We start from the raw sequence: 26,439 nt of genomic DNA on the forward strand, positions 1-26,439 counted from the left end.
TATGTGCGATCGGCCGAGACCAAGCCGGTAGCCGCGTAGCGACGCTCGCCGACAAATAGCGCGATCAGAATGCCGCCACTTAGCGCGAGCGTTTACACCGTTCGCGGTCCCGATCGGCCCAGCGTCCCCCGGAACCGTTCGTTATCGGGAAGGCATCTAAGCGGTCTGCACCATCCTTCATCTAAAGTTCTCCAAGCGCTTCTGAGGATTTTCGGGCGCACCAAAAGCACTTGCTCCTCCAGTGGCTGGAGCATGTAACCGCAATTTGCTCTCCTGCGGACGGGGGGCTGGAGGTGGCTTTTTGACGGCCCGTGTTGAAGCAATCGGTATGTCTCGACGCTCATTAGTGGCGCGGCTGGTGGCCTGTGGAACCGGCTTGGTGCTCGGTTCTCCAACGCTCGCGCGACAGACTTCCCGGTCTGCGGGCTCGTGGAACTTCGGTGCGGCTCACCTCGAATGGGAGCCGCTGGAAGTCGGCACGGGTGATACCCTCCTTGTTTCGGCACAAGTGCGCGGAGTGCCGGTGCGGGCGGTGCTCGACAGTGGCAGCGGCGCGTCGATCATGAGCACGGCGCTCGCGGCGAAGCTCGGCTTGAACGATGGTGAGCGGCGCATGATTAGCGGGCTGAGCGCCAAGGCCCCGGTGCTGCTGGTCCGCGACATCGACGTACAGCTCGCCCGCGAAACCCGTCGCTTACCCTTTGCCGTCGTTGGTGATCTGAGTTCAGTGTCGGCGGCCTTCGGACGACCGATCGATATCCTCCTCGGTGCCGATATGTTCACGGGTAGCTGCATCGCGCTCGATTTCGCGAAAAGGCGTATGGCGGTCGTCAAGTCAGGCACGTTTCTCGCCGGTCCCGACTGGCGCGCTGTCGCGCTCGGGCGCGGTGCCAAGCAGGAGCTGTTCATTCGAGCTTCCGTCTCGGGTTTGCCTCCCGTGCCCTTGATGATCGATCTTGGCAGCTCGGCCGCGCTGATGCTCTCGTCGGCCTATGCCCGCGATCAAGGGCTGTTGAACGGGAAGCTCGTCTCGACCGCGGCGATCGGCGGCGTCGATGGTGTGCGTATCAACGATGCTTTCACGATCCAGAACATCAACATCGAAGGGCTTGGCGTCTCGAACGTCCCCACACTCGGGATGAGAGCTTGGCTCTCCACCAGCACGGTTGGCAATGTCGGCCTACCGCTGATCGCTCAATTCGACGTGGTGTTCGACGTGACCGCCGGATTCGTGTGGCTCCGGCCACTCGGTCCTCGTCGTCGCCTGCCGATGCTGAAGGACCGTAGCGGCCTTGGCCTCGCAGCCTCACCAACGGCGCTCACCGTTGTTCATGTGGCGGCGAACAGTCCCGCGGAAAAGGCTGGCTGGGCGGTCGGCGACCGGATCGTGGCGGTGAACGGCCATTCGATCGATGCGAACTATACGCGTGGGGAGCTCTGGCAAGTGCGCTCCCGGCCTGCTGGCACCCTCGTAAAGCTGACGATGGCCTCGGGTGATGTGCGCGAGCTCAGGCTGGCCGATTATTATTGATCGGCTTGAGGGTGGCCTTTGCCGATCGCCTTCATGATCCGACAATCGGCCATGCGCGCCTTGGTGCAGCTCTGGCTGAGCATTGCCAACTCATCCCGCAACACCGCGAGTTGCGCCAGTCTCTCCTCCACATCCTTGAGGTGCTGAGCAGCGATAGCTGAGGCGGCACCACAATCCTGGTCCGGGTTCTGCGCCAGCCCCATCAACGAACGGATCTCGTTGACGGAGAAGCCAAGCCGGCGACCGTTGCGGATGAAGTGCAAACGCTCAATGTCACTGGCATCGTAGGTTCTGCGACCCGACGCCGTGCGAGGGGCGGATCGGAGCAACCCGATCGACTCATAAAAGCGGATTGTCGTCACCTTCGTCGAGGTCTCGCTGGCGAGCTGCCCAATCATCACCGGCTTCATCATGCCATCCTTGCTTATGCGAACGTGTCGCACATTTCGCTTGCTTCTACAGCGACTGGAGGTGGTAAGGAAGGCCGCATGAATGCTTCTACCGAAAGCTGCGGGTGCCACGGGGAGCCCGCGCGCGCGCAAACCGATCCGGCCTATCGCCGTGCGCTGCTGACCGTCGTGGTGCTCAACCTCGGCTTCGGAGTCGCCGAGCTGTTCGGCGGGTTCATCGCCGATAGCCAAGCGCTGAAAGCGGATTCCCTCGATTTTCTCGGGGACGGGTCGATCAGCCTTATCGGTCTTCTCGCGCTTGCCTGGTCCGCACGGGCGAGGGCAAAGGTCGCGCTGACGCAGGGGTTGTTTCTCGGTGCGCTTGGCGTGGGCGTAATCGGTTTCGCGATTTGGCGCGCCCTGAACGCAACCGCGCCCGATGCCGAACTGATGGGCACAATCGGCGTTGTCGCGCTCGCGATCAATGTCGTGTCCGCCTTGGTGCTTGCGCGTTTCCGGGAAGGGGACGCCAATGTTCGCGCGATCTGGCTGTTCAGCCGCAACGACGCGCTCGCCAACGTGGCGGTGATCGCCGCGGCCGGTCTGGTGGCGTGGACAGGAAGCGCCTGGCCGGACCTCGCCGTCGCCGGCCTCATCGCCCTCCTGTTCCTCCACTCCGCTTATGAAATCGTCACTGGCGCTCGGCGCGAATTGGGAGAGCGGTAGTGCGTCTGCTCGCGTTGATCCGGGCAATGCTCTCGTTGCGGCTGCTCTCCGCGCTCGCGGCGCTGCTGATCCCTGCTGCGGCAATCGCCGAACCCGGCGACGTGCAAACCGCATGGCGGCTGCTCGACTATATGGCCGTCGATTATGGCGGCGCGGTCGCCAACGGTCGGATCAAGAGCACGTCGGAATATGCCGAGATGACGGAGTTCGCCGCGTCGGTCTCGACACGGCTTCAGGGCCTGCCGGCGAAGCCGGAGCGTCAAGCCCTCATCCAGCGGGCTGCCAACCTCCAGGCGGTGATCGCGGAAAAGGGACCGACTGAACAGGTGGCAACATTGGCGCACGGGCTCGCGGCCGATCTGTTGCGCGCCTACCCGGTGCCGCTCGCGCCCGATAAGGCTCCGAACCTCGTCTCCAGCGATGCCCTGTTCCGACAATCCTGCGCGTCCTGCCACGGGATGACGGGCAACGGCCGTGGCCCTGACGCCGCCAAGCTCGCTACGCCCCCGATTGCTTTCACCGATGCCGAGCGCGCGCGCCAGCGCAGCGTGTTCGCGCTCTATCAGGTGGTGACGCAAGGCATCGACGGGACCGCGATGCAGAGCTTCGCCGATCTGCCCAACGATCAGCGCTGGGCGTTAGCATTCCGAGCCGGGAGCTTCGCCTTCACGGATGCGCAGGCGCGCGAAGGCGAGCGGCTTTGGAAATCCGACCCGACCCTTCGCCGGCGCATTCCGGACCTGAAAACCCTGGTCGCGCTCACCCCGGCCGCGCTCGGCGCGGCGATCGGCGACGCCAAGGCTGACCCAGTGCTCGCGTTCCTGCGTCGTCATCCCGAACAGGTGATACAACAGGCTCCCGGCTCGCTCGCGGTCGCCCGCGCCAAACTCGCCGAAAGCGTGGCGGCTGCGCGGCGCGGCGATGCGCGCATGGCGAAAGAGCTGGCGCTGTCGGCCTATCTCGATGGGTTCGAGCCGATCGAGCCAACACTCACCGCGCGCGACGCGACGCTGATGGGTCGAATCGAGGGCGCGATGGGGGAGTTCCGCGCCTCGATCGACCGGGGCGCGTCGCCCGATGATCTCGCGGAGAAGGTCGCAGTACTGGGCGGCCTTTTCGACGATGCGGAAGCGGCGCTCGCGCCTGATGCCGCCACCGAAGCGTCCACGTTCCTGGGCGCGTTCACGATCCTGCTGCGTGAAGGGCTCGAAGCCCTGCTCATCGTTGTCGCCATGATCGCGTTCCTGCGTAAAGCCGAGCGCGGCGAGGCGCTGCGGTACGTGCATGGCGGCTGGGTCAGCGCGATCATCGCGGGCGGGATCACCTGGGCGGTCGCCACCTATGCGATCGGGATCAGCGGTGCGAGCCGGGAGCTGACGGAAGGGTTTGGCTCGCTGTTCGCCGCGGTCGTGCTGCTCTCGGTCGGGATTTGGATGCACGGCAAGGCGCAGGCCGATCAGTGGCAGCGCTATATTCGCGAGAAGATGTCGCGGGCGCTCTCGGGCGGGTCGGGCTGGTTCCTGTTCGGGCTGGCGTTCGTCGTAGTTTATCGCGAGGTCTTCGAGACGATCCTGTTCTATGCCGCGCTTTCGGCGCAAGGTGACAACGGGATGCTTCTCGCGGGGGCCGGGTCGGCGATTGGACTGCTCAGCCTGATCGCTTGGGCCATGCTTCGCTACAGTCGCAAGCTGCCGATCGCGCAGTTCTTCCGCTATAGCTCCTGGCTCATGGCGGTCCTGACCGTCGTGCTGGCGGGTAAAGGCGTCGCCGCGCTCCAGGAAGCCGGCCTTATCAACATCGCACCGCTCGCGGACGTGCCACGGCTGTCGATGCTCGGCGTGTTTCCCACTTGGCAATCGGTGCTGGCGCAACTCCTGATGGCGGTCGCCATTGCGGTCGGGTTCGCCTGGAACGGGCGCGACCGATCCCGCTCGGGTTCCGGCTCAGTGACCGTTGGTTCGAATTAGTGCAATGACATGAAAACCCTTCCGTGATAGAGGCAAGCTAGTGCGAGCCTTTTTGCCTTTCCTGACATGCCTGATGCTGGTCCTGACCAGCTTCTCCGGCATGGCCCATGCCGCCGATCTGGCGGGGGGAAGCATCGCGGGCGTTGAGTTCACGGTCCATACCGCCGGTGACATCGATCAGGTGCCATCGGACTCGGACAAGAATGTCCCGCATCATCACAATTATTGTCACGGACACGACGTCGGCGCGCCTGCGCGCACGACGATGGAATATACCCCCGTCCTCACAGTGCCCAAGCCGACAATCTCCGCCTCTGCGTCGCTCGACGGCCGCACCGGCATGGTCCATTTGAGGCCCCCCCAAGCCTGACGTCCGATTTGGGCGTGCGTTGGCGCGCTCCTGTCGATCATCGTCAGGAGTCCTATTTTCATGAATCGTATCCTCGCGGCCATGCTGGCCGCAGCGTCTTGCGCCACGATGGCGCAGGCGCAGGTCGGACCGTCCGCGCCTGTTGCGCAGGATGCGCCGGTCTACACGCTTGACCAAGCGGTCAGTGCAGCGGGCGGTTCGGCCCCTGCTGCGGAAGCGGCGACAGCTGGAATCGACGCGGCCCGTGCAGGTCGCACAGTCGCCGGCTTGCGGCCCAATCCGGTGGTTCAAGGCCAAGTCGAGAATGTCATCGGCTCCGGGCCGTATCGGGGGGTCCGCAGCGCGGAAACCACGGTCGGCTTTGCGATCCCGATCGAGCTAGGCGGCAAGCGCGGCGCCCGCGTCGCGGTCGCCAATGCGCAATTGTCCCGGGCCGAGATCCAGGCCGCGATCATCGCGGCGGATGTCCGGCTTCAGGTAACGCAGCTCTATGTCGAAGCGGTCGCGGCCGATCGCCGGGTAATGACAGCCCGCGATCAGGCCCGGATCGCCAGCGATGCGCTGCGGGCCGCGAGCGTTCGCGTGCAGGCAGGGCGGGCATCGCCACTCGAGCAACAGCGCGCGGATGTCGCGCGTATCAATGCCGACGCCAATGTGGAGCGGCAGCTTCGCTTGGCCGAGGCGGCCCGCGCCAATCTGGCGCGTCGGATCGGACGGCCGATCGACGGCCTGCTCGATGACACGCTGCTCGATCGCCTTCCCGGTGTGAACGTCTATGGGCCGTTGGCACCGGTCAACACGACCGGCACACTCGCGCTGGCGGCAGCCAACGCGGATTTCTCCATTGCCGAAGCCGGCGTGCGGCTCGCGCGCGCCAATCGCGTGCCTGACCTGAACGTCGGGCCGTCGATCCGCCGCCTGGAAGCGACCAACGACATGGCGGCGGTGTTCAGCGTGTCGATCCCGATCCCGGTGTTCAACAATGGTCGCGCCGCGATTGCGCAGGCGACCGCGCAGCGGACCCAGGCGGATGCGCAGCGCCGCGTGACCGCGCTCGACATCGAACAGGCGATCACGGACGCGCAGGCGCAGGCGGCCAATGCCGCAACGACGGCTCGTGCGGCGTCGGGGCCGGCGCTGGCGGCTGCACAGGAGGCCGCCCGCATCGCGCGGATCGGCTATCGCGAGGGCAAGTTCGGCCAGCTCGAATTGCTCGATGCTGAACGCACGCTCGCCGAAACGCGGGTCGCCGCGATCGACGCGCTTGCCAATTACCAGAATGCCCGCGCGCAAGTGGAGCGACTGACCGCTCGTGCGCCCAATGGGGGGAATCAGTGATGAAGAGCTTTTATCTCGCGGGCGCGGCGTCGCTCGCCCTGCTCTTGGCTGCCTGCGGCGGCAAGGATGGCGGAAACGAGGCAACTGCCGAAGGCGCAGCTGCCAATGAGACGGCAGCGGGCACGGAAAAGGGCGGTGCTGAAGGCGGTCATGCCGGTGAAGGCGTCGTCACATTGGGTGCCGACCAGATCGCCACAGCGGGCGTCCAGGTCGGACGGCCGATCATCGGCGGGGCCGGGACGATCGAGCTGCCCGCGATCATCGAGGGCGACCCACAGGGAACGCAGGTCGTCTCGGCCGCAATTGCGGGACGCGTGGTCGCGCTCACCCGTAACCTCGGCCAATCGGTCGGACGCGGCCAGACCATTGCGGTCATCGAAAGCCGCGAGGCGGCGCAGATCAAGGGCGAGGTCGAGGCGGCGCGGGCGCGGCTTCAGCTCGCTAATTCGAACCTCGCGCGCGAACAGCGGCTGTTCGCGCAGAGAGTCTCCCCTGAACAGGATCTGATCGCCGCCCGCACAGCGGCGACGGAGGCGCGGATCGCCCTGACGCAGGCGCAGAGCATGGTTTCGGCGGCGGGTGTCGGCGGCGGCGGGCTCAACCGGCTCGGCATTGTCGCGCCGATCTCGGGCCAGATCATTGCGCGCCCCGTGACGCTGGGACAAACGGTCGCGGCGGATGCCGAACTCTATCGCATCGCCAACCTGAGCCAGGTGTCGATCGCGCTTAATCTCAAGCCCGAGGATGCGGGCCGGGTGCGTCCCGGCAATACGGTGCTGGTGAAGGCGGCAGGCCGTCAGGCGACCGCCCGCGTGACCTTCGTGTCGCCGGCGCTTGATCCGCAGACGCGGCTCGTGCCTGCGCTCGCCACCCTCGACAATCGCGGTGGCGAATGGCGGGTCGGCGAGCCTGTGACGGCAGCCGTGCAGCTCACGGGCAGCGGCGGGAGCGGGGCGGTCCGCGTGCCGACGACGGCGGTCCAGAGTTTCGAGGGCAAGTCGGTCGTGTTCGTGCGCACGCCCACCGGCTTCAAGGCGACCCCGGTCCAGCTCGGCGATGCGTCGGGCGACACGGTGATCGTCCGGTCGGGCCTGACCGGCAACGAACAGATCGCCACCACCGGAAGTTTCACGCTCAAGGCCGAGATCGGCAAGGGCGAAGCGAGCCACGAGGATTAAGCCATGATCGCCCGTATCGTAACCTGGGCGGTCGAGAAGCGCTGGCTAGTCCTGCTCCTCACCGTCATCGTCGCCGCCATCGGCGCCTTTTCCCTCTACCGGCTACCGATCGACGCGGTGCCGGACATCACCAACAATCAGGTCCAGATCAACGTCCGCGCGCCTGCCCTCTCGCCCGAGCTGGTCGAGAAGCAGGTGTCGTTTCCAATCGAAACCGCGCTCGCCGGCACCCCCGGCCTGGAATATACGCGCTCGTTGAGCCGCAACGGCTTCGCGCAGATCACGGCGGTCTTTTCGGACGCGACGGACATCTATTTCGCCCGCCAGCAGGTGGGCGAGCGTCTGCGGGGCGTGCAAGAGAATCTGCCCGACGGCGTGAACCCTGAAATGGGTCCGATCGCGACAGGCCTGGGCGAGGTGTACATGTACACCGTTCGTCTCGATCATCGCGAGGACGACAAGCACAAGCCCGGTGAACCGGGCCAACAGCCCGATGGCAGCTACATCACGCCAGAGGGCGAGCGACTGACGACCGAAGAGGACAAGGCGACCTACCTGCGCACCGCGCAGGACTGGATCGTGACGCCGCTTCTGAAGACCACACCGGGCCTCGCCGGTGTCGACTCGATTGGCGGTTACGCCAAGCAGTTCCTCGTCGTGCCCGACGTGCAGAAGCTGGCCTCGCTCGGCATCACGCTGACGGACCTGGGAAATGCGCTGGAGCGCAATAACACCAGCGTCGGCGGTGGCTTCGTCAATCGCAATGGCGAAGGTCTGGCTGTTCGCTCGGATGCGCTCGTTCGCAATGCCAGCGAGTTGGCCAGGACCGTGATCGCGACACGTAACGGCGTGCCGATCACGGTCGAACAAGTTGCGACTGTGAAGACGGGTCAGGCGATCCGCATGGGTTCGGCATCGGAGAACGGTACCGAAGTCGTCGTCGGCACGGCGATCATGCGGATCGGCGAGAACAGCCGCATCGTGTCGACCGCGGTCGCTGAGAAACTGAAGACGATCAACGCTTCGCTGCCTCCTGACGTCGTAATTCAGCCGGTGCTGAACCGCACCGAGCTGGTCAATTCGACGATCAAGACGGTCGCGAAAAACCTGTCCGAAGGCGCGGTGCTGGTCATCGTCGTGCTCTTCCTGCTGCTCGGCAACTTCCGTGCGGCCCTGATCGCGGCGTTGGTCATCCCGATCACCATGATGCTGACAGGCTTTGGTATGCTGCGCGCTGGGGTCTCGGCCAATCTGATGAGCCTTGGGGCTTTGGACTTCGGTCTGATCGTCGACGGCGCCGTCATCATTGTCGAAAACGCGCTGCGCCGGCTTGCCGAGCAACAGCATCATGAAGGCCGATTGCTCAGCGTCAAGGAACGGCTCGCGACCGTGGCAGCCGCTGCGCGTGAGATGATCCGTCCCTCTGTGTACGGGCAGGCAATCATCATCCTCGTCTACGTACCGCTGCTCACGCTGACCGGCGTGGAGGGTAAAACGTTCGGACCGATGGCGCTGACCGTCATCATCGCGCTCGCCTTCGCCTTCATCCTCTCTCTCACCTTCGTGCCGGCGATGATTGCGATCTGGCTGTCGAAGAAGGTCGAGGAGAAGGACGGCCGCATCATCACGTGGCTGAAGAAGCGCTACGAACCCGGTCTCGACCGGGCCATGAAGCGCCCGACGCTGACGATCGGTGCGGGTGTGGGAAGCCTTGTGGTGGCGGCGCTTGCTTTCACTACGCTCGGCTCGGTGTTCCTGCCGCAGCTCGACGAAGGCGATTTGCTGATCCAGTCGCTCCGCATTCCGGCAACGTCGGTCCAGCAGAGCCAGGCGATGCAGGTGCCGATCGAGCGGATGATGTCGAAGCAGCCGGAGGTGCAATTCGTCTATTCCAAGACGGGCACCGCCGAGCTGGCGGCCGACCCGATGCCGCCGAACGCGACCGACATGTTCGTCATCCTGAAGCCGCGCAAGGATTGGCCGGATCCTGAGCTTCCCAAGGAGGAGCTGGTCAGCCGGATCGAGGGTAATCTCGCGAAGATTCCGGGAAATGCCTACGAGATCACCCAGCCCATCCAGATGCGCTTCAACGAGCTGATCGCCGGCGTGCGCGGCGACATCGCGGTGAAGGTGTTCGGGGACGACTTCAACCAGATGAACCGGACGGCCGAGCAAATCGCGGCGGTGCTGCGCAGAACGCAAGGCGCAGCGGACGTGAAGGTGGAGCAGACGACCGGTCTTCCCATGCTCGACATTCGCGTCAACCGCGACGCGATGGCGCGGTTGGGCGTTACGGCTCAGGATGTGCAGGACACCGTGACTGCGACGATCGGCGGGCGAACATCGGGCCAGATCTTCGAGGGCGACCGTCGCTTCCCCGTGGTGATCCGCCTGTCGGAGGCGCAGCGTGCCGACATCGGCCTGCTCCAACAGGTGCAGGTGCCGGTGGCAGGCGGCGGCTATGTACCGCTGTCCAGCGTCGCCGAGATCAAGGTGGTCGATGGTCCGAACCAGATCAGCCGCGAGAACGGCAAGCGGCGCGTGGTGGTGCAAGCCAACGTGCGTGGCCGCGACGTCGGATCCGTCGTGGCGGATGCGCAGGCGGCGATCGGCAGCCAACTCCGGCTGCCTGCCGGCACCTATCTCGAATGGGGCGGCCAGTTCGAGAACCTCCAATCGGCAAGCGAACGGCTGAAGCTGGTCATTCCGGCTTGCTTCATCTTGATCCTGCTGCTCCTCTACGGGGCGTTGGGATCGGTCCGCGACGCCGCGATCGTGTTCACCGGCGTGCCTTTCGCGCTGGTGGGCGGCGTCCTGTTGCTGTTCCTGCGGGGCATGGACTTCTCGATCTCGGCGGCAGTGGGCTTCATCGCCCTCTCGGGCATCGCGGTCCTCAACGGCCTCGTCATGGTCAGCTCGATCCAAGATCTGATCCGATCAGGGATGAGCCGCGAGGAAGCCGCGCATGTTGGCGCGATGCAGCGTCTGCGACCCGTCATCATGACCGCGCTAGTCGCCAGCCTCGGCTTCGTGCCGATGGCGCTGGGCGAAGGCGCCGGCGCAGAGGTTCAAAAGCCTTTGGCGACGGTCGTCATCGGCGGTCTGATCTCGGCGACGCTTCTTACGCTGTTCGTGCTGCCGACACTCTATGCCCGGTTCGGGCAGAAAGTGATCGAGAAACCCGAGCACTACAATGAGGAGCATGAAGGGGACGACCACGGTCAGACCTTCGTGAACAACTTGGCCTGATGGATGGGCGGGGCGATCCGCGATCGCCCCGCCCATCTCTGGGAGATGGGGATATGCCTCGCACCATAACCAGCTCGATGCTTCACGGCGGGCCACTGCGCATCTGGTCGGCACTCACCGATCCGGATCATCGCCGGGCGTGGAGTCCGCTCGTATTTCTCGATGATCCGTCCCGGCTCGGCGACACAGAATGCACCTTTGCGATCCAGGGCATCACCCGGCCAATTCGGACGCCAGCACGGATTGATCGATTCGATAAACCGCACGCCTTCGCTTGGTCCTGCGGCATCCCCTATCTGTTCACGCTCGAAGAGCGGTACGAGCTGGCGGGGGACGATGGCGGCACCAGGCTAACGCATAGCTGCACGCTGCGCGGGGCGCTCTCCCTGCCGTTCGCGGCGATGATGTTGCGCCGCCTGCGATCCCTGATGGTCGAATCTGACGATCGCCTCGCAACCTATCTCCGCTGGCGGGTAGGTCAGCCTGCCCGGGCTATCAATCGTCAGCGCGTCCCCTTCCGCTACAGGAGGAAGGCGCGATGATGATGCACTGTAAGCGGGTGCTGCCCGCCGTCATCCTCGTTGTCGGGCTCGCGGCGTGCTCGGAAAGAAGCCGCCAGCCCCGCCAACGGAGCAGCAGATCCATTCGTCCGACAGCGCCGTGGCGACCGGGGAAATGGGGCGGCATAGATATCGCTGTTCCGACGGGGAACCGCTGTTCGTCGATTACAAGGACAACGGCCTGCAGATCGATTTGCGGCGCTCCAACGGGGGACCGCCGATGATGCTGACCGCGCCAGCGCAGGGCCTGCAATATGTCGGCGAAACAGCCACCGCGACCTTCAAGGGGTCGCAGCTCACCATCGTGGAAGGCGATGGCCGTACCCGGATCTGCGAGCGGGAAGGCACGCGATGAACTGCCCTGCCTTCGAACGCCACAGGGCGCTTCGTCGGAAGAGACCGATGTCTGACACGTCGATTTCAAATGTGACAACCTTGTGCGGCCTGAATCGGGCCGGTCTGGCGATCGCGCGCCTCGGCGTCGTTCTCGTCTCCGGGGCGGTTATAGGGGCGTGTAATCCAGCGCCGACCCAGCCTACCGAGCCGGCGCATGAAAAGCATCTGACGTCGAAACTAATCGCGCAGCGCATCATGTACTGCGACGACGGCACACGCGCCGATGTCGACTTCATCGATGACGGCTTGAAAATGGCCGTCACCTGGCTGCCGAAGGGCAGGACCGAGATCCTGCGCGCGCAGCGAACCGGTGACGAGTTTCGCGGCGACCATTCGCGGGCTGTCGTGGCGGGCGGATCGATCGCGTTCACGCGACGCGGGAAGATCCGCGTCTGCCACCGAACCCCGGAGGAGTCCTAGGAAATGCAGGCACTGCTCTATACGCTTGCGCCTGTGCTGGCGGTCGTGCTCGGCGCGATTGTCGCGAGCCGCACCAAGTTGAAACCTGGCCTCGTGGCGGGCCTACAGCATCTCGCTGCCGGCGTCGTGTTCGCGGCGGCAGCGACCGAAATCCTGCCGCAGGTCAAGCATGAGGCATCGCCCAGCGCGACGTTGATCGGCGGGGCGGCGGGCGTCGCGACCATGCTGGGGCTCAAGGCTCTTGAGGCCCGCTTCAAGGGGCCGATGGCGCTACTCGCCGCGATCGGCATCGACATTCTGGTCGACGGCCTGGTGCTCGGCCTCGCTTTCGTGGCGGGCGAGAAGGCAGGTCTCCTGCTGACGATCGCGCTCACTCTGGAAGTGTTATTTCTGGGACTGACGCTGACCGACGAGCTGGCGGAAACCTATCGCTCGCGCTTGCGCATCATCGTGATCGTCTCGGCATTGGCCCTGCTGCTGCCGATCGGCGCGCTCGCTGCCGTGCCGGTCGCCGCGCTGTCGCCGGTGATGATCGCCGGCTTCCTCAGCTTCGGGCTGATGGCGCTGCTCTACCTCGTCACGGAGGAGTTGCTGGTCGAGGCGCACGAGAAACCCGACACCCCGCTCATCAGCTCGATGTTTTTCGTCGGCTTCCTGGCCCTGCTGACACTTGAGGAGATGATGGGATGATCCCGGGCAACGACAACAATGGCGGGCAGGAGCGCCGCACACTGTGGATCGTCCTGCTGCTGAACGCGGCGATCGCTGCGGGCTTCTTCGTTTCCGGCTTCTTCGCGGACTCGAGCGCGCTGATCGCCAACGGCGTCGACAACCTGTCCGATACGGCTGTGTATGCGCTGAGCCTTGTGGCGCTCACCCGGGGCCAGACATGGAAGACACGCGCCGCGGTCGCTTCGGGCGTCATGCTGCTGATCTTCGCGGGCGGCATCTTGATCGATGTCGGACGGCGCTACGTGCAGGGCAGCGAGCCCATCGGACCTACCATGATGGTCATGTCCGCGATCGCCGGCGTCGTGAATTACCTCTGCCTGCGGCTGCTCCAGCGCCTCAAGGATCCGGACGTCAATCTCCGGGCCGCAACCACCTTCAGCTTCAACGACTTCATTTCCAACGGCGGCATCCTGATCGCCGGCGTGCTGGTGCTGTGGTTGGGTACCAATTGGCCGGACCTGCTGGTCGGCTTCGCCACCGCCATCATCGCCATCAAGGGCGGTGTCGAAATCCTGCGCGACGCGCGCGCCGAAACCAAGAAAAGCGAAAGGAGGTCGTCATGAACGACAAGCTCGAACTCGACATTCCAGTGTTGTTGCCGGACCTTCCTGACGCGGCCGATGCCTGCCTGGACCGTCTCGTATCAACCCTGTCAAAGCGCGAAGGTGTCGAGCGGGCGCATGTGATCTGTCTCGACGGCAACACGCCAGCGGCGCTGTGCATCCATTTCGATGCCGCCAAGCTGCCGCTGCCACGGTTGCGCGAAATGGTGCGCGCCGCAGGTGCCGAAATCACCGAGCGCTACGGCCATGCGATCTGGCAGGTGACGGGGATCAACCACGAACGTCGGGCGCGCACGGTCAGCGATGCGCTGTGCGCCTTGCCCGGCGTGGTCCAGGCAAGCGCCAGCACCAGCGGGTCTGTCCGGGTCGAATATGATCGCCGCGAAACCACCGAAGAGGAGGTGCGCGCTGCGCTTCGCAAGCTGAAGGTGAGGGTGGGCAAGCGGGTCGCTGCCGATGAACATGCCGGCCACGACCACGGCCCCGGGGGCCACGGCGCGGGCGAAGAGAAGCACGGCCCCGGCGATGGCCACGACCATAGCCACGCCGAATTTCTCGGCCCCAATACCGAGCTGATCTTCGCGCTCGCCTGTGGCGCGCTGCTGGGGATCGGCTACGCGATCGAGAGGCTGGTCGCTGGCGCGCCCGAATGGCTGCCGACCGCCTGCTATATCGCAGCCTATTTCTTCGGCGGATTCTTCACGCTGCGCGAGGCGATCGACAACCTCCGGATGAAGAAGTTCGAGATCGACACGCTGATGTTGGTCGCTGCGGCCGGCGCCGCTGCGCTGGGCGCATGGGCCGAAGGTGCGCTGCTGCTGTTCCTGTTCAGCCTCGGCCATGCGCTTGAGCATTATGCAATGGGCCGCGCCAAGAAGGCGATCGAGGCGCTGGCGAAGCTCGCGCCCGAAACCGCGACCGTGCGACGCGGCGGGCAGACCAGCGAAATCCCGGTCGAGCAGATGGTCGTCGGGGACATTGCCATCGTCCGCCCGAACGAGCGCCTGCCTGCCGACGGCTTCGTCATCAAGGGCACCAGCGCGATCAACCAGGCCCCGGTCACGGGTGAAAGCATCCCGGTCGACAAGGTGCCGGTCGCAGATGCCGCAGCGGCACGCGCCAAGCCCGATGCAGTCGACGCGGAAAGCCGGGTTTTTGCTGGTACGATCAACGGCGGCGGCGCGATCGAGATCGAGGTGACACGCCGTTCCAATGAAAGCGCGCTTGCCAAGGTCGTGAAGATGGTGAGCGAAGCGGAGACGCAGAAGTCGCCGACGCAGCGCTTCACCGACCGGTTCGAACGGATCTTCGTGCCCGCCGTCCTGGTCCTGTCAGTGCTCCTGCTGTTCGCATGGGTGGTCGTCGACGAGCCGTTCCGCGACAGCTTCTATCGCGCGATGGCGGTGCTGGTGGCGGCAAGCCCGTGCGCGCTCGCGATCGCAACGCCGAGCGCGGTCCTGTCGGGCGTTGCCCGTGCAGCGCGGGGCGGCGTGCTCGTGAAGGGCGGTGCACCGCTCGAAAACCTCGGGTCGCTCAAAGCGATCGCTTTCGACAAGACGGGCACGCTGACCGAAGGTCGTCCGCGCATCACTGATGTCGTGCCCGTCGATGGCGCCGATGAAGGCGAGTTGCTGGCGCTGGCTGTCGCCGTCGAAGCGTTGAGCGACCATCCCCTGGCCCAAGCGATCGTCAAGGACGGCCGCGAACGTCTGAACGATCGTGCCGTGCCGACTGCCGGCGACCTCAAGAGCCTGACCGGTCGGGGCGTCACCGCGAGCGTGGATGGCGAGACGGTGTGGATCGGCAAGGCCGAGATGTTCGGAAGTGAGGGCATTCCGGCGCTGGGGCAGGGCGCGCAGGACGCAATCGCGAAGCTGCGCGAGAACGGCCGCACGACAATGGTGGTCCGCAAGGGGGACCGCGACCTGGGCGCGATCGGCCTGATGGACACGCCTCGCGAAGCTGCCAAGACCGCGTTGCGTCGGCTGCACGAGATGGGCGTGTCGCGGATGATAATGATCTCCGGCGATCACCAGAAAGTCGCCGAAGCGATCGCCGACGAAGTCGGGATCGACGAAGCGTGGGGCGACCTCATGCCCGAAGACAAGGTTGCCGCGATCAAGAAGCTCGCCGGCGAAGACAAGGTCGCGATGGTGGGCGACGGCGTGAACGATGCGCCGGCGATGGCAAGCGCCACGGTCGGCATCGCGATGGGCGCGGCGGGGTCGGACGTTGCGCTGGAGACAGCCGACGTGGCGCTGATGGCCGACGATCTGGCGCACCTGCCATTCGCAGTCGGTCTTAGCCGCCATACCCGTGGAATCATCCGGCAGAACGTCTTCGTCAGCCTGGGTGTCGTCGCCTTCCTGGTGCCTGCTACCATCCTCGGCCTCGGCATTGGGCCAGCGGTGGCGGTTCATGAGGGATCGACGCTGCTCGTCGTCATCAATGCGCTCAGGCTGCTCGCCTACCGCGATCCGGCAGGGAAGGCGGCATGAAGTGGCTGATCGCCTTCGACCTCGACGGCACGCTTGCCGAGAGCAAGCGGCCGTTATCGGAGGATATGGCCGCAATCCTCGCCCGATTGCTCGCCATCACGGATGTGGCGGTGATCTCGGGCGGGGACTGGCCGCAGTTCGAAAAGCAGATCGCCTCGCGCCTTCCTGCCGGCGTCGCGCTCGACCGTCTCTGGTTGATGCCGACCACAGGCACGAAACTCTATCGGTTCATCAATGGCGCTTGGCGCGCGGTCTATGCCGAACTGTTCGACGACGCGGAGAAGGCGAAGATCCGCACGGCCTTCGATCAGGCGCTGACCGATGCCGGTCTCGCCGACGAACGTATCTGGGGCGAACGGATCGAGGACCGGGGCAGCCAGATCACCTTTTCGGGCCTGGGGCAGGCAGCGCCGCTGAAGGAAAAGGAAGCGTGGGATCCTGACCGAAAGAAGAGGACCGCGTTGCAGGCCACGTTGCGCGCGAAGCTGCCGGAGCTCTCGATCAATCTCGGTGGCACGACATCGATCGACGTGACCAGAGCAGGGATCGACAAGGGCTATGGCCTGAAGCGCCTGAGTGCCGAGAGCGGTGTCCCGCTCGACGGGATGCTGTTCATTGGGGATGCGATATTCCCCGGTGGGAATGACTATCCCGCTACTGAAATCGGCCTCGACACAGTGAGGGTGCGCGACGTCGCGGAAACCACCGCCGTCGTGACCGCCATCATCGCGTGTCTGCACCGATAGGATCAAGATACATGGTCGGCTCCATCGCGGAATGCCGCATTGTCAAAGCTCTGGCTTCTGTCGCTTAGGGCAGCGCTTCCTAAAACGAAAAGAAGGCAATGTGCGCGTCTCCGCGAACAAAGCCTCCAGCGATCAATCTAAGAGATTCCGCCGCGCTTCTCAATCGTAGGGGGCGTTTGCGGGAGGGGGCGGAATCCTACGCTAAGGATTTGGGCCAGCGATATTCCCCGGTTAGATTGATGTGTTCCCATCCCAACGGCGAGACGTGGGCGAGTAGATCAGGCGCGATATGGGTACCGCTGGCGGCCCGGGTATTGACGACCTCGCCGAGCTTCATGGTGTTCCAGAATATGATGATGGCGGCGAGCAGGTTCATTCCGGCGATGCGATAGTGCTGGCCTTCGCCGGATCGATCCCGGATTTCACCTCGGCGGTGGAAGCTGATGGCGCGCTTTAGGGCGTGGTGGGCCTCACCCTTGTTGAGGCCGATCTGAGCCTGGCGCTGGAGGCCGGCATCAAGAATCCAGTCGATCATGAACAGGGTTCGCTCGATGCGGCCCACCTCTCGCAATGCGAGGGCCAGCTCATTCTGGCGCGGGTAAGAGGCGAGCTTGCGAAGAATCTGGCTGGGGGCGACGATCCCCGCTGCGATCGTCGCCATGATGCGCAGGATGTCGGGCCAGTTGCGCTCGATGAGCGGTTCATTGATCTTACCTCCGACCAGCGCTCGCACATTGGCCGGCGTCGCGTTGGGCGTGAAGGCATAGAGTCTTTTCTGAGGGAGATCGCGGATACGGGGGGCGAACCTGTAGCCGAGCAAGGCGCAGGCGGCGAACACATGATCGGTGAAGCCGCCCGTGTCGGCAAAATGCTGGCGAACGCGGCGGCCCGCGTCATTCATGAGCAGCCCGTCCAGGATATAGGGAGCCTCGCTGACCGTTGCCGGGATCACCTGGGTTGCGAACGGCGCATATTGATCGGACACATGGCTGTATCCCTTGAGGCCCGGGACGTTGCCATATTTCGCGTTGATCAGATTCATCGCCTCGCCCTGCTCGGTAGCAAGGAAGAACTGCCCGTCGCTGGATGCCGATTGCCCTTGTCCCCAGAAGGCGGCCATGGGCAGGGCGGCGTGGGCCTCCACGATCATGGCGAGCGCCCGATCATAGGCGCTGCCTTCGACATGCCAGCGCGCGATCCGCAGCAATTCCCAGAAGCTGTGCGTGTTGGTCGCCGCCGCCATCTTGCGCAAACCGAGATTGACGCCTTCCGCCAGCAACACGTTCATCAGGCCGATCCGGTCGCTGCAGGGCGCGCCGGTGCGCAGATGCGTGAACGCCTCGGAAAATCCGGTTCGCTCATCGACTTCCAGCAACAGATCGGTGATCCTCGCGGGCGGGAGCTGTTGATAAAGATCGAGCACGAGATCCTCGGCCCCTTCGGGCGTGTCGGCCCTCAGCTTGTCGATGTGCAGCTTGCCGTTCTCGATGATGCCGCCTGGGATCGTGCCGGTTCGCGCCGCGCGGCCAAACTCCTTCAGCCGTGTATCCAGTCGAGCCCTGCGCTCGGCCAGCCATTCGCCGGGTCGCAGCGGCACGGCGAGCCGCGCGGTCTGCTCTATCGCCTGTGGCGGGACCAGAAGCTGCTTGAGGTCGCCATAGCGGCGCGATCCCGCCAACCATATGTCACCGGACCGGAAGGCGTCGCGGATGTGGAACAGCACCGCGATTTCCCAAAGCCGGTGGTCGCCGCTGGGCTCAGCGCGAAGATGACGATGCCATTTCGAGTTGGGACGTAGAAAATCCACCGGCGGATCGACCTTGATCCCGTTACGCAGCATCGCAACGGCCGCCAGAAGAGGCGTGGCGATCGGCGCCGCCTGCATGTCGAGCAGGCGCAGCATCCTGGGCGCGTAGAGGCGGAAACGGTGATAGCCGTCCAGCACACGGCTGAGCGGGTCGGCCGCGAGCACGTTGGTCAGCGCGGAGGCCGTGGCGACAAGGGTTCTGAACCGTTCCCAGCCAGGCCCGGTGGCGATTATCCCGTCCAGGGCCGTGCCATCGTCCTGCGCTCCAAGCAAAGCACCACCGATTTCGGCAAAGGACTTCAGCGTGTCCCGAACGGCCGCCTTTTCGTCGGCGATCCTGGTGTTGCAAAGGCGTTCGGAGGCCCGATAGAGACGGCCTACGATGCGATCGTGGGTCTCCACGATGACATCGGCCAGCGATGACCGCCATTCCAGGGTGCAGACAGCGAGGATCGCAAGCCGCCTGTCTTCGGGCAGATCACGCATGCCGTCGGCGTAATAGCGCTCGCCCTGCCGGCGAAGCCGGGTCACACGATGCGCCGGCACGCCGTCCAGCAAATCCGCCGGAAGATCGAACCTTTGAAGATATTCCAGTCGATCCATCAGCCGGTTAGCGGCTGCTGAATTTGCGCCAACCTCGAACTGTCGCAGCCATACGAAGCGCGTGACGCGACCATCCACCGTATCCTCCAACGGGTGAGCCAAATTCTCGCTCAGGGTTGGCGTGATGCGATGGGCGATAAGATCCTCGATCCGGCGCTCGGCCTCAACCAGCGCATCGGCGCAAAGGCGCTCGATCGTCGAGGAGCCGGGAAGGATCGTGCGGGTGCGGCGACACTCCGCAACGAAGCGACGGGCAAGATCCTCATTCGATGTCGCCGCCTCGGCTTCCCGAGCGATCCATTCGCGCAAATCCCGTGCGCCCCGCCCCGAAAAGGAGCGATAGCCGTAGATTCGGCGAAGGTCCGCCAGATGCTCGTGCCGGGTCTCCTCGCGCGCGGCATAGAGGAGTAGATCGTCGCTGGTCAGGCCGAGCTGGGCCGCGATGAAATCCGATACCTGCGCCGGGATCAACTCGCCAGGAGCGAGCACCCGGCCCGGGTAGCGCAGGACGCACAGTTGCAGCGCGAAGCCAAAACGATTGTGGGCGCGCCGGCGCTGGCGGATATGCCCGAGATCCTCATCGCTGAGGGTATAGTGCCGCAGCAGCTCACCTTGATCGACCGGCAAGTGAAGCAGCGCCTCGCGCTGTCGATCGGTCAGGGTCACGCGACGCGGCATACATGCTCCTTATTCTTTCCGAGCTACGGTTTGAGATAGCTTGATTGAGATGCTGGTTAAGATACACAATAGCCCAATCTTATGTGCTCATGTTCGTCACCGCCTCAAACCTTCGTTTGTGATCCATGCTGATCGGCTACGCCCGCGTGTGTCGGTTTTCAAAGTCGATGTCAGCTATATGTCAGAGACGATGACAGCCACGACGTTACGGCTCATTCTGCGGCGTTGAGTGCGGGCGTGGTGGGTGCCTCGGTTTTGAGTGCAGCGAGTTCGCGGTAGAGAGTGGATCGGCCAAGCCCAAGCTGCTTCGCCGCCTGCGCCGGACGCACGCCGGCCTCGACCCACATTCCCCAAGTAAATCGCTGATTTTGCTGTCAGGATCTCAATATTTCCGATATAAATCATGGTGTTGATGGCCGTGAGGGGCGCGTTTGATGGGTCACCCAGAGGGTGCGGGTTCGAAGCGGGCAGATCGGGTCGAGTTCGACCGCCGGGTGCATGTGGAGTTCCGAGGTGCGCAGCTCAGTTCCGACGGCGGCCTGCTGGTGATGCGCGAGCTGGATGACGCGCTCGGGCTGTCCGATCTGGCGGCAAAAGCATTGCGCGACACCCGGCGCGGCAAGAACACGGTCCACCGGCTTGACGGGTTGTTCCGGCAATCGGTGTTCGGGCGACTGGCCGGATACGAGGATGTGAACGACGCCGACCGCCTGGCCCTCGATCCGGTGATGCGCCAGGTCGTGGGTGGAAGGGCTGTCGATGCGCAAGCGGCCTCGGCCTCGCAGATGGGACGGTTCGAGACCGAGACACTGGCACAGCCCGAGAACCGTGCCGCGCTGGCCGACCTGAATGGCCAATGGATCGACCGGTTCCATGACCGTAACGGGCTGAAGTACATCGTTCTGGACATGGACAGTTCGGTCAGCCCCACCCATGGCGATCAGGAGGGCGCGGCCTGGAACGGGCATTTCGACTGCACCTGCTATCACCCGAACGAATTCTTGGTGCCCTGCGACTGCGGGCGAACTGGAAAAGCCGGGCTTGACCTTAACATGATGTCAAGGTCGATAGAAGGGTCGACTCAAAGCGAGGAGACGCTCTCGACCATGGAGAATGGCATGGAAACCCTGGATGCCAATATGCTGCTGTTCTCGGTCAAGGGCATGACGTGCGGGTCCTGCGCGGCGCATATCGAACGCGCTGTCCGTGAAGTCCCGGGAGTGGTGGATGTGAGTGTCGACCGCCCGACGAACCAGGTCCGCATCAAGACGAGCTCCGACACCGGCCAAGCCGATATATTTGTCCGCGCCATCGCGCTTGCCGGCTATGTCGCGAAGCGGGTCGCCCCCTGACGATCATGGCGCTCCGACTGCTCTTGTCGCTGCTTGCCGCGTTCGCGCTGTTCCTGTCACCGCTTGCGGGGACAGGCGGCGCGAATGCGGCGACGCCGCACCTGACTTTCGGAAGCATCGAACAAGGCCATTGCCTGAACGCCACGAGCGCGCCCGACACGCACCGGCCGATGACCGCAATGACATGCGTCAGCGCCTGCGCACCGCTCCAGGCAATCCCCGCCGAGCCCGGCCCTCCGCGTGTGGCCGCGAAAAACGCCCCTGAATCGCGGGAACCCCGCCCGCTTGCAGGCATCCATCCCGAGGCGCGCGCGCCCCCGCCCCGCCCAGCTCCGGAAATGTGAACCCCACAATTTTCCCGGAGAAATACGATGTTGATGATTCTGACAGCAGCCGCAATGGCGGCCGCCAACCCCGCAGCCGTGGCATCGGCACAATCCGCCAGCCCCGCGCATCAGATGCATGCCGGCATGGCCGACATGAAGGGCGCCATGCCCTGCCATGCCCGGATGATGGGCAACGGCAAGACGAAGCCTCGCGGCGAGATGGACTGCTGCGACAAGAAAATGTCCGGCGAGGCCAAGGCACCGGCCGCCCCCGCCGGCAAGTAATCGTTGCGCCGGGAGCGGTACCGACACCGCTCCCGGCCTTTCCTGATCATCGAGCGCCAGTCTCACCGCCCGACAGCGGGTGGAGCGTGCTGGTGCGCAAAGGACAGACACGACATGAACCACCCTATCGAGCGGCGGGCGCTGTTGCGCGCCGGCGCCCTCGGCGCCGCGGGTTTCTCGCTTGCCGGCCTTCTCCCCGCCTGGGCGCAGAGCAACACGCCCGGAATCCGCGCCACCTTGCCGACGCTGGCGGGCGAGGACATTCACCTCAAGATTGCGCGGAGCCGCTATATGGTCGGCGGCCGCGCGGGCAATGCGATCACGCTGAACGGCGTGCTACCCGCGCCGCTCATTCGCCTGAAGGAGGGGCAGAATGTCCGCCTTCATGTCGAGAATAGCCTCGACGAGGACAGTTCGATCCATTGGCACGGGCTGATCCTGCCCTTCCAGATGGACGGCGTGCCCGGGGTCAGCTTTCCCGGTATCAAGCCGCATTCGCTCTTCACCTATCAGTTCCCGGTCAAGCAGAATGGCACCTATTGGTACCATAGCCATTCCGGGCTCCAGGAGCAGCTCGGCCATTACGGGCCGATTGTCATCGATCCCGCGGGCGCCGATCCTGTCGGTTACGACCGCGAGCATGTCATCGTGCTCTCCGACTGGAGTTTTCTCGATCCGCACCGGCTCTTTACACGGCTGAAGCAGGAAGGCGGCTATTTCAACCGCCAGAAGCAGACGCTCGCGGGCATGATCGCGGGCGGTCCCGAGGAAAAGCTCAGCCCGTCCGAACGGGCTAAATGGGGCAAGATGCGGATGGACCCCGCAGATATCGCCGACGTGTCAGCCACGACTTACACCTATCTGATCAATGGCCATGGGCCGCAGGAGAACTGGACCGGCCTGTTCCGTCCCGGCGAGCGCGTCCGGCTGCGCGTCATCAACGCCTCATCCATGTCGATCTTCAATGTCCGCATCCCGGGCCTGAGTCTGTCGGTCGTCCAGTCCGACGGACAGAATGTGCGGCCGGTGACCGTCGACGAGTTCCAGATCGGTACCGCCGAGACCTATGACGTGGTCGTGCAGCCCAATGACGATCGCGCTTACACGATCGTCGCTGAATCCCTCGACCGCTCGGGCATGGGCCGCGCGACGCTGGCGCCGCGTCCGGGCATGGCGGCTATGGTCCCGCCCTTACGCGAACGGCCGACGCTCACGATGAAGGATATGGGCATGGGCGGCATGGATCATGGCGCGCACGGTAGCGTGGCGGGCGCCGCCGCGGGCGCGATGGACCATGGCGCGATGAGCATGCGCGACAAATCGAAGGTTCCTGAAAGCGTATCGGTCGGCGTCGGCATGGATGCGATCGCGTTCTCGCCTGTCGACCGGACCGGGGACCCCGGGGTCGGGCTCGACAATGTCGGCCATAAGGTTCTCACCTATCGCGATCTCGTCGCGCTCGAACCCAATCCCGATCCGCGTCCGCCCGCGCGCACCATCGAGGTGCATCTGACGGGCAATATGGAACGCTTCATGTGGTCGTTCGACGGCAAGAAATTCAGCGATGGCGTCGAGCCGATCCGCTTCGAACGCAACGAGCGCGCGCGTGTCGTCCTCGTCAATCATACGATGATGACGCACCCAATCCATCTGCACGGTCACTTCTTCGAAGTCGTGAACGGCCAGAAGGGGCGTCAGCCCCTCAAACACACGATCAACGTGCTCCCCGGCGGCAAGGCGAGCTTCGACCTGACCGCCGACGCCCCCGGCGACTGGGCGTTCCACTGCCATCTGCTGCTCCACATGCATGCCGGGATGTTCCGCGTCGTCACCGTTCGTCCGCACGAGGGAGAGGCTGCATGAAGACCTATCTTGCAGCCATCATCCTGACGACGCTCCCGGCTCCGGCGCTCTACGCGCAGCAGCAGCAGCAGCAGGATCCTCATGCGGGACACGCAATGCCGGTACAGGCCGACGCGGCCGACCCGCATGCGGGGCATGCCCCGCCTGCCCGGCTCGATGCAGCAAAGCCCGCAGACCCGCATGCGGCGCATCGCGCGCCGGCCGATCAGCAAGCTACGGCCCTCCATGCCGGCCATGTCATGAACGAGGGTTCCGACCCACCGGTCACGGGTCCTTCCGATGCCGCACGCAGCGGCCCGGCGCATGCCGCCGACGCCTATTTCGGCGCGGAGGAAATGGCCCGGTCGCGACAGATGCTTCTCAAGGAAAATGGCGGGCTGACCAGCGCGCAATTCCTGCTCGACCGGCTCGAGACATCGATGCGCAACGGGGCCAACGGCTATGGCTGGGATGCGCAATTCTGGTCTGGCGGCGACATCAACCGGATCTGGCTCAAGTCCGAAGGCGAAGGCACTCTGGGCGAAGGTGGTCCGGAAGACGTCGAGGTCCAGGCGCTCTATAGCCACGCGCTCGATCCCTGGTTCAATCTGCAAGCGGGTATCCGGCATGATTTCCGCGCAGGCCCCGAACGGACGAACCTGGTGCTCGGCATCCAGGGCCTGGCACCCTATTGGTTCGAGGTCGACGGGTCGCTCTTCCTTTCGGACAAGGGCGAGGTCACCGCGCGCTTCGAGGCCGAATATGATCAGCGGATCACGCAGAAACTGATCCTGCAACCGGCGATCGAGTTCGAGCTGTCCGCGCAGGACATTCCCGAGCTCGGTATCGGTTCGGGGCTGAGCTCGGCCGAAGCGGGGCTCAGGCTGCGTTACCAGTTCATCCCCGAATTCGCGCCCTATGCGGGCGTTCAATATGAACGGCGCTTCGGCACCACCGCCGATTTCGCGCGCGCCGCAGGCGAGAAGGCGGGAGGCTGGAGCTTTCTCGTCGGCCTCAGAAGCTGGTTCTGATTCAACGCAAAAGGACTCCTTATATGAGATCGACTATATTCCGTCTTGCCCTGGCAGCACTGACTGCCACGATCATGACGCCGTCCGCTGCGTACGCCGCGAGCCAGATGACCGTGTATCGCGATCCGGGCTGCGGCTGTTGCGGGATCTGGGCAAAACAGGTGGCGCAACAGCTCGGGCGCAAGCACATTATCATCGACAATCCAACGCGCGCCGCGCTCGTCAAGCGGCTCGGCGTTCCCGATGCGCTTGGGTCGTGCCACACTGCGGTCATTGATGGCGTCGTGGTCGAGGGGCATGTCCCGGCTAGCGACATCAAGCGCTTCCTTGCCCAGCGCCCCAAGGGCATGAGCGGGATCGCGGTCGGTGGCATGCCGCTCGGCTCGCCAGGCATGGAAGTTCCAGGACGCAAGCCCCAGCGCTTCGACGTGATGGCCTTCGGGTCGTCGGGACAGAAGCTCTTCGGCAGGCATTGACGCGCGGGAACCGGGATGGCCGCTGCGCCATCCCGGTTCCTTTGCCCTTTCCATCCTATCTCGCTCTATCACGACCCAGACGACAGACTGAAAATCCGGGCAATGCCGCCTGACGAGAGCCAATATGCGCAGCGAAATACGGAATCGAGTTGAAGAGCTCTTGCCCTATGGCGCTGCCTTTGCCTTGATCATGGCCATGGTTGGCGCAGCGGCGGCACTTGGCGATCGCGAGATCATATTGCCCGAGATCGCCGCGATGGCGGTGGCGTTGTGGGCCTGGCGCGAGCAATCATGGATGCGGCAGCCCGAAAAGATCTTCATCTGGCCATCGCTCACGGCAGTTATGGGGTTTGGCATCAACCTTCTCGCGCTGCCCTTCGCGGCCAAGCTCGTCCTCGTCCTTGTTGCCATGCTCGGCTTCTTCGCGTTCCTGCGCTACAGTCTGGCGCCCGCGCTCGCCACGGGCTTTCTGCCGATCGTCACGAATGCCACCCATCCGTCCTTTCTGGTCTCGATCGGTGTCACCACATTTATCCTGATGGCGGGCATATTCCTGTTCAGGGTGCGCTCCCCCGCCGATCGCCGCGCGCCCCTCGCGTATCGGGCAATGCTTGCCTATCTGGTGACCACGCTCGCATCGATCGGGCTCGCCGCCGCTGCCGGATATCCGCATCTCGGGGTGATTCCTCCGGTTGCGGTGGTCGTCTACGAGTCGCTTCATATGAAGATGTACGCGCCCCGGATGGCGCTCAGGCAGATCGCGGTGCTGACACTGGCCGCATCCATCGGCATCGCGCTCATCGCCCTGTTCGAGTCCTGGCTGGTGATCGCGCTGCTCGACCTTCTACTGATGACCGCGCTCCTGCGCCTGTTCGGCATGCGCGTGCCGGCGGTCTATGCCTTTCCGTTCCTGCCCTTTGTCTTCCCGACCGAGGCCTTGCGACTGTTGCCGCTGGCGACAGCGATGGTGTCCGCCTTCTCGCTGGGGCTCGTGCTCGCCTGTCGCCGCTGGCTGACGGAACGAGCGTCAGCGGTCGCGGTCGCCTGATCGTCGATCGACGCTGGTCGTATGGGCCGGCGCGAATGCCGGCCCATCAGGGGTCATTGTTTCCGGATCGCGGTCACGGTGGCGCCGCCATCGCCAACCGCGAGCTCGAAGCTGACCTTATCTCCCGGCTTCAGGCCCGCCAGCAGTCCGGGATCGGCCGTGAAGGCCATCGTCATTGCCGGCCAATTGACCTCGGGAATGGGGCCATGATCCAGCGTGACGGAACCCGCTTGAGGGCGCGAAGAGGACCCGGTTTTCGTGCATGCGACCATCCAGGCGATCGGGACCGCCGTGCCCGATCAGGATATTCACGCCGCCTTTGTCGACT

The 26,439-nt window shown here is 64.6% G+C and carries 23 protein-coding genes and 2 pseudogenes; 21 read left to right on the top strand and 4 right to left on the bottom strand.

Features of this window, described 5'->3' with window-relative positions; translation table 11 throughout:
- Positions 1–328: 328 nt before the first annotated feature.
- Positions 329–1,531 (top strand): aspartyl protease family protein, encoded by a 1,203-nt coding sequence (locus tag ACH0BU_RS16230; protein ID WP_013039112.1) that lies wholly within the window; start codon positions 329–331, stop codon positions 1,529–1,531.
- Here ACH0BU_RS16230 and ACH0BU_RS16235 read toward each other — a convergent pair.
- Positions 1,525–1,941: a MerR family transcriptional regulator gene (locus tag ACH0BU_RS16235; protein WP_500264336.1), complete on the bottom strand. Its 417-nt coding sequence runs from the start codon at positions 1,939–1,941 to the stop codon at positions 1,525–1,527. The genes ACH0BU_RS16230 and ACH0BU_RS16235 overlap by 7 nt on opposite strands.
- A 78-nt stretch (positions 1,942–2,019) precedes the next feature.
- On the opposite strand from ACH0BU_RS16235, the gene ACH0BU_RS16240 reads away from it, so the two are divergent.
- The 13 genes and pseudogenes from ACH0BU_RS16240 (at position 2,020) to ACH0BU_RS16300 (ending at position 16,663) form a co-directional block, all read left to right on the top strand.
- Entirely contained in the window at positions 2,020–2,646 is a 627-nt protein-coding gene (locus ACH0BU_RS16240; RefSeq protein ID WP_004212870.1) for a cation efflux transmembrane domain-containing protein, read from the top strand.
- Complete coding sequence (locus ACH0BU_RS16245) at positions 2,646–4,613, top strand: FTR1 family protein (RefSeq protein WP_500264337.1); 1,968 nt, start codon at positions 2,646–2,648, stop codon at positions 4,611–4,613. Before ACH0BU_RS16240 ends, ACH0BU_RS16245 begins: the two co-directional genes overlap by 1 nt.
- Before the next feature lie 73 nt (positions 4,614–4,686).
- Complete coding sequence (locus ACH0BU_RS16250) at positions 4,687–4,983, top strand: hypothetical protein (protein WP_007406840.1); 297 nt, start codon at positions 4,687–4,689, stop codon at positions 4,981–4,983.
- A 60-nt stretch (positions 4,984–5,043) separates the two neighbouring features.
- On the top strand, positions 5,044–6,321 hold the full coding sequence (locus ACH0BU_RS16255) for a TolC family protein (protein ID WP_004212875.1): 1,278 nt from the start codon (positions 5,044–5,046) through the stop codon (positions 6,319–6,321).
- Complete coding sequence (locus ACH0BU_RS16260; protein WP_500264338.1) at positions 6,321–7,499, top strand: efflux RND transporter periplasmic adaptor subunit; 1,179 nt, start codon at positions 6,321–6,323, stop codon at positions 7,497–7,499. The genes ACH0BU_RS16255 and ACH0BU_RS16260 overlap by 1 nt, the downstream gene beginning before the upstream one ends.
- Positions 7,500–7,502: 3 nt before the next feature.
- A complete protein-coding gene (locus ACH0BU_RS16265) occupies positions 7,503–10,748 on the top strand; it encodes an efflux RND transporter permease subunit (protein WP_004212878.1) in 3,246 nt (1,081 codons plus the stop codon).
- A gap of 53 nt (positions 10,749–10,801) precedes the next feature.
- Entirely contained in the window at positions 10,802–11,290 is a 489-nt protein-coding gene (locus tag ACH0BU_RS16270) for an SRPBCC domain-containing protein (protein ID WP_004212879.1), read from the top strand.
- Positions 11,287–11,663 (top strand): annotated as a pseudogene (locus ACH0BU_RS16275) (hypothetical protein). Before ACH0BU_RS16270 ends, ACH0BU_RS16275 begins: the two are co-directional and overlap by 4 nt.
- A gap of 47 nt (positions 11,664–11,710) precedes the next feature.
- A complete protein-coding gene (locus ACH0BU_RS16280) occupies positions 11,711–12,124 on the top strand; it encodes a hypothetical protein (protein WP_004212881.1) in 414 nt (137 codons plus the stop codon).
- A gap of 3 nt (positions 12,125–12,127) precedes the next feature.
- Positions 12,128–12,814, top strand: coding sequence for a ZIP family metal transporter (locus tag ACH0BU_RS16285; RefSeq protein WP_004212882.1), 687 nt, complete (start codon positions 12,128–12,130; stop codon positions 12,812–12,814).
- Entirely contained in the window at positions 12,811–13,419 is a 609-nt protein-coding gene (locus tag ACH0BU_RS16290) for a cation efflux transmembrane domain-containing protein (RefSeq protein ID WP_004212885.1), read from the top strand. The genes ACH0BU_RS16285 and ACH0BU_RS16290 overlap by 4 nt, the downstream gene beginning before the upstream one ends.
- Positions 13,416–15,917, top strand: a complete 2,502-nt coding sequence (locus ACH0BU_RS16295; protein ID WP_004212886.1) for a heavy metal translocating P-type ATPase — start codon at positions 13,416–13,418, stop codon at positions 15,915–15,917. Before ACH0BU_RS16290 ends, ACH0BU_RS16295 begins: the two co-directional genes overlap by 4 nt.
- Positions 15,914–16,663 carry an HAD-IIB family hydrolase gene (locus ACH0BU_RS16300; RefSeq protein WP_500264339.1) on the top strand — a complete coding sequence of 250 codons (750 nt, stop codon included), beginning with the start codon at positions 15,914–15,916 and terminating at the stop codon, positions 16,661–16,663. The genes ACH0BU_RS16295 and ACH0BU_RS16300 overlap by 4 nt, the downstream gene beginning before the upstream one ends.
- A 196-nt stretch (positions 16,664–16,859) precedes the next feature.
- On the opposite strand, the gene ACH0BU_RS16305 is transcribed toward ACH0BU_RS16300, so the two are convergent.
- Positions 16,860–19,751, bottom strand: a complete 2,892-nt coding sequence (locus ACH0BU_RS16305; RefSeq protein ID WP_500264340.1) for a Tn3 family transposase — start codon at positions 19,749–19,751, stop codon at positions 16,860–16,862.
- A gap of 212 nt (positions 19,752–19,963) precedes the next feature.
- Positions 19,964–20,098 carry a helix-turn-helix domain-containing protein gene (locus tag ACH0BU_RS16310; RefSeq protein WP_205499304.1) on the bottom strand — a complete coding sequence of 45 codons (135 nt, stop codon included), beginning with the start codon at positions 20,096–20,098 and terminating at the stop codon, positions 19,964–19,966.
- Between the two features lie 87 nt (positions 20,099–20,185).
- Here ACH0BU_RS16310 and ACH0BU_RS16315 point away from each other — a divergent pair.
- The 7 genes and pseudogenes from ACH0BU_RS16315 to ACH0BU_RS16345 all read left to right on the top strand — a co-directional run.
- A pseudogene (locus ACH0BU_RS16315) lies at positions 20,186–20,746 on the top strand (IS1380-like element ISKpn23 family transposase); the annotation flags it as partial.
- Positions 20,747–20,890: 144 nt separating this feature from the next.
- Positions 20,891–21,103, top strand: coding sequence for a heavy-metal-associated domain-containing protein (locus ACH0BU_RS16320; RefSeq protein WP_500264342.1), 213 nt, complete (start codon positions 20,891–20,893; stop codon positions 21,101–21,103).
- Between the two features lie 398 nt (positions 21,104–21,501).
- Positions 21,502–21,714 (top strand): hypothetical protein, encoded by a 213-nt coding sequence (locus ACH0BU_RS16325; protein WP_047867292.1) that lies wholly within the window; start codon positions 21,502–21,504, stop codon positions 21,712–21,714.
- Positions 21,715–21,828: 114 nt separating this feature from the next.
- A complete protein-coding gene (locus ACH0BU_RS16330; RefSeq protein ID WP_129927552.1) occupies positions 21,829–23,577 on the top strand; it encodes a copper resistance system multicopper oxidase in 1,749 nt (582 codons plus the stop codon).
- Entirely contained in the window at positions 23,574–24,587 is a 1,014-nt protein-coding gene (locus ACH0BU_RS16335; protein WP_275504766.1) for a copper resistance protein B, read from the top strand. Before ACH0BU_RS16330 ends, ACH0BU_RS16335 begins: the two co-directional genes overlap by 4 nt.
- A gap of 107 nt (positions 24,588–24,694) precedes the next feature.
- Positions 24,695–25,063 (top strand): DUF411 domain-containing protein, encoded by a 369-nt coding sequence (locus tag ACH0BU_RS16340; protein WP_500264341.1) that lies wholly within the window; start codon positions 24,695–24,697, stop codon positions 25,061–25,063.
- Between the two features lie 124 nt (positions 25,064–25,187).
- Complete coding sequence (locus ACH0BU_RS16345; RefSeq protein ID WP_129927555.1) at positions 25,188–26,111, top strand: hypothetical protein; 924 nt, start codon at positions 25,188–25,190, stop codon at positions 26,109–26,111.
- Between the two features lie 53 nt (positions 26,112–26,164).
- On the opposite strand, the gene ACH0BU_RS16350 is transcribed toward ACH0BU_RS16345, so the two are convergent.
- Positions 26,165–26,383 (bottom strand): copper-binding protein, encoded by a 219-nt coding sequence (locus ACH0BU_RS16350; RefSeq protein WP_205499300.1) that lies wholly within the window; start codon positions 26,381–26,383, stop codon positions 26,165–26,167.
- Between the last annotated feature and the right edge of the window lie 56 nt (positions 26,384–26,439).

The organism is Sphingomonas olei (genome assembly GCF_045369765.1).
In the GTDB taxonomy this organism is placed as follows: Bacteria; Pseudomonadota; Alphaproteobacteria; order Sphingomonadales; family Sphingomonadaceae; genus Sphingomonas; species Sphingomonas panaciterrae.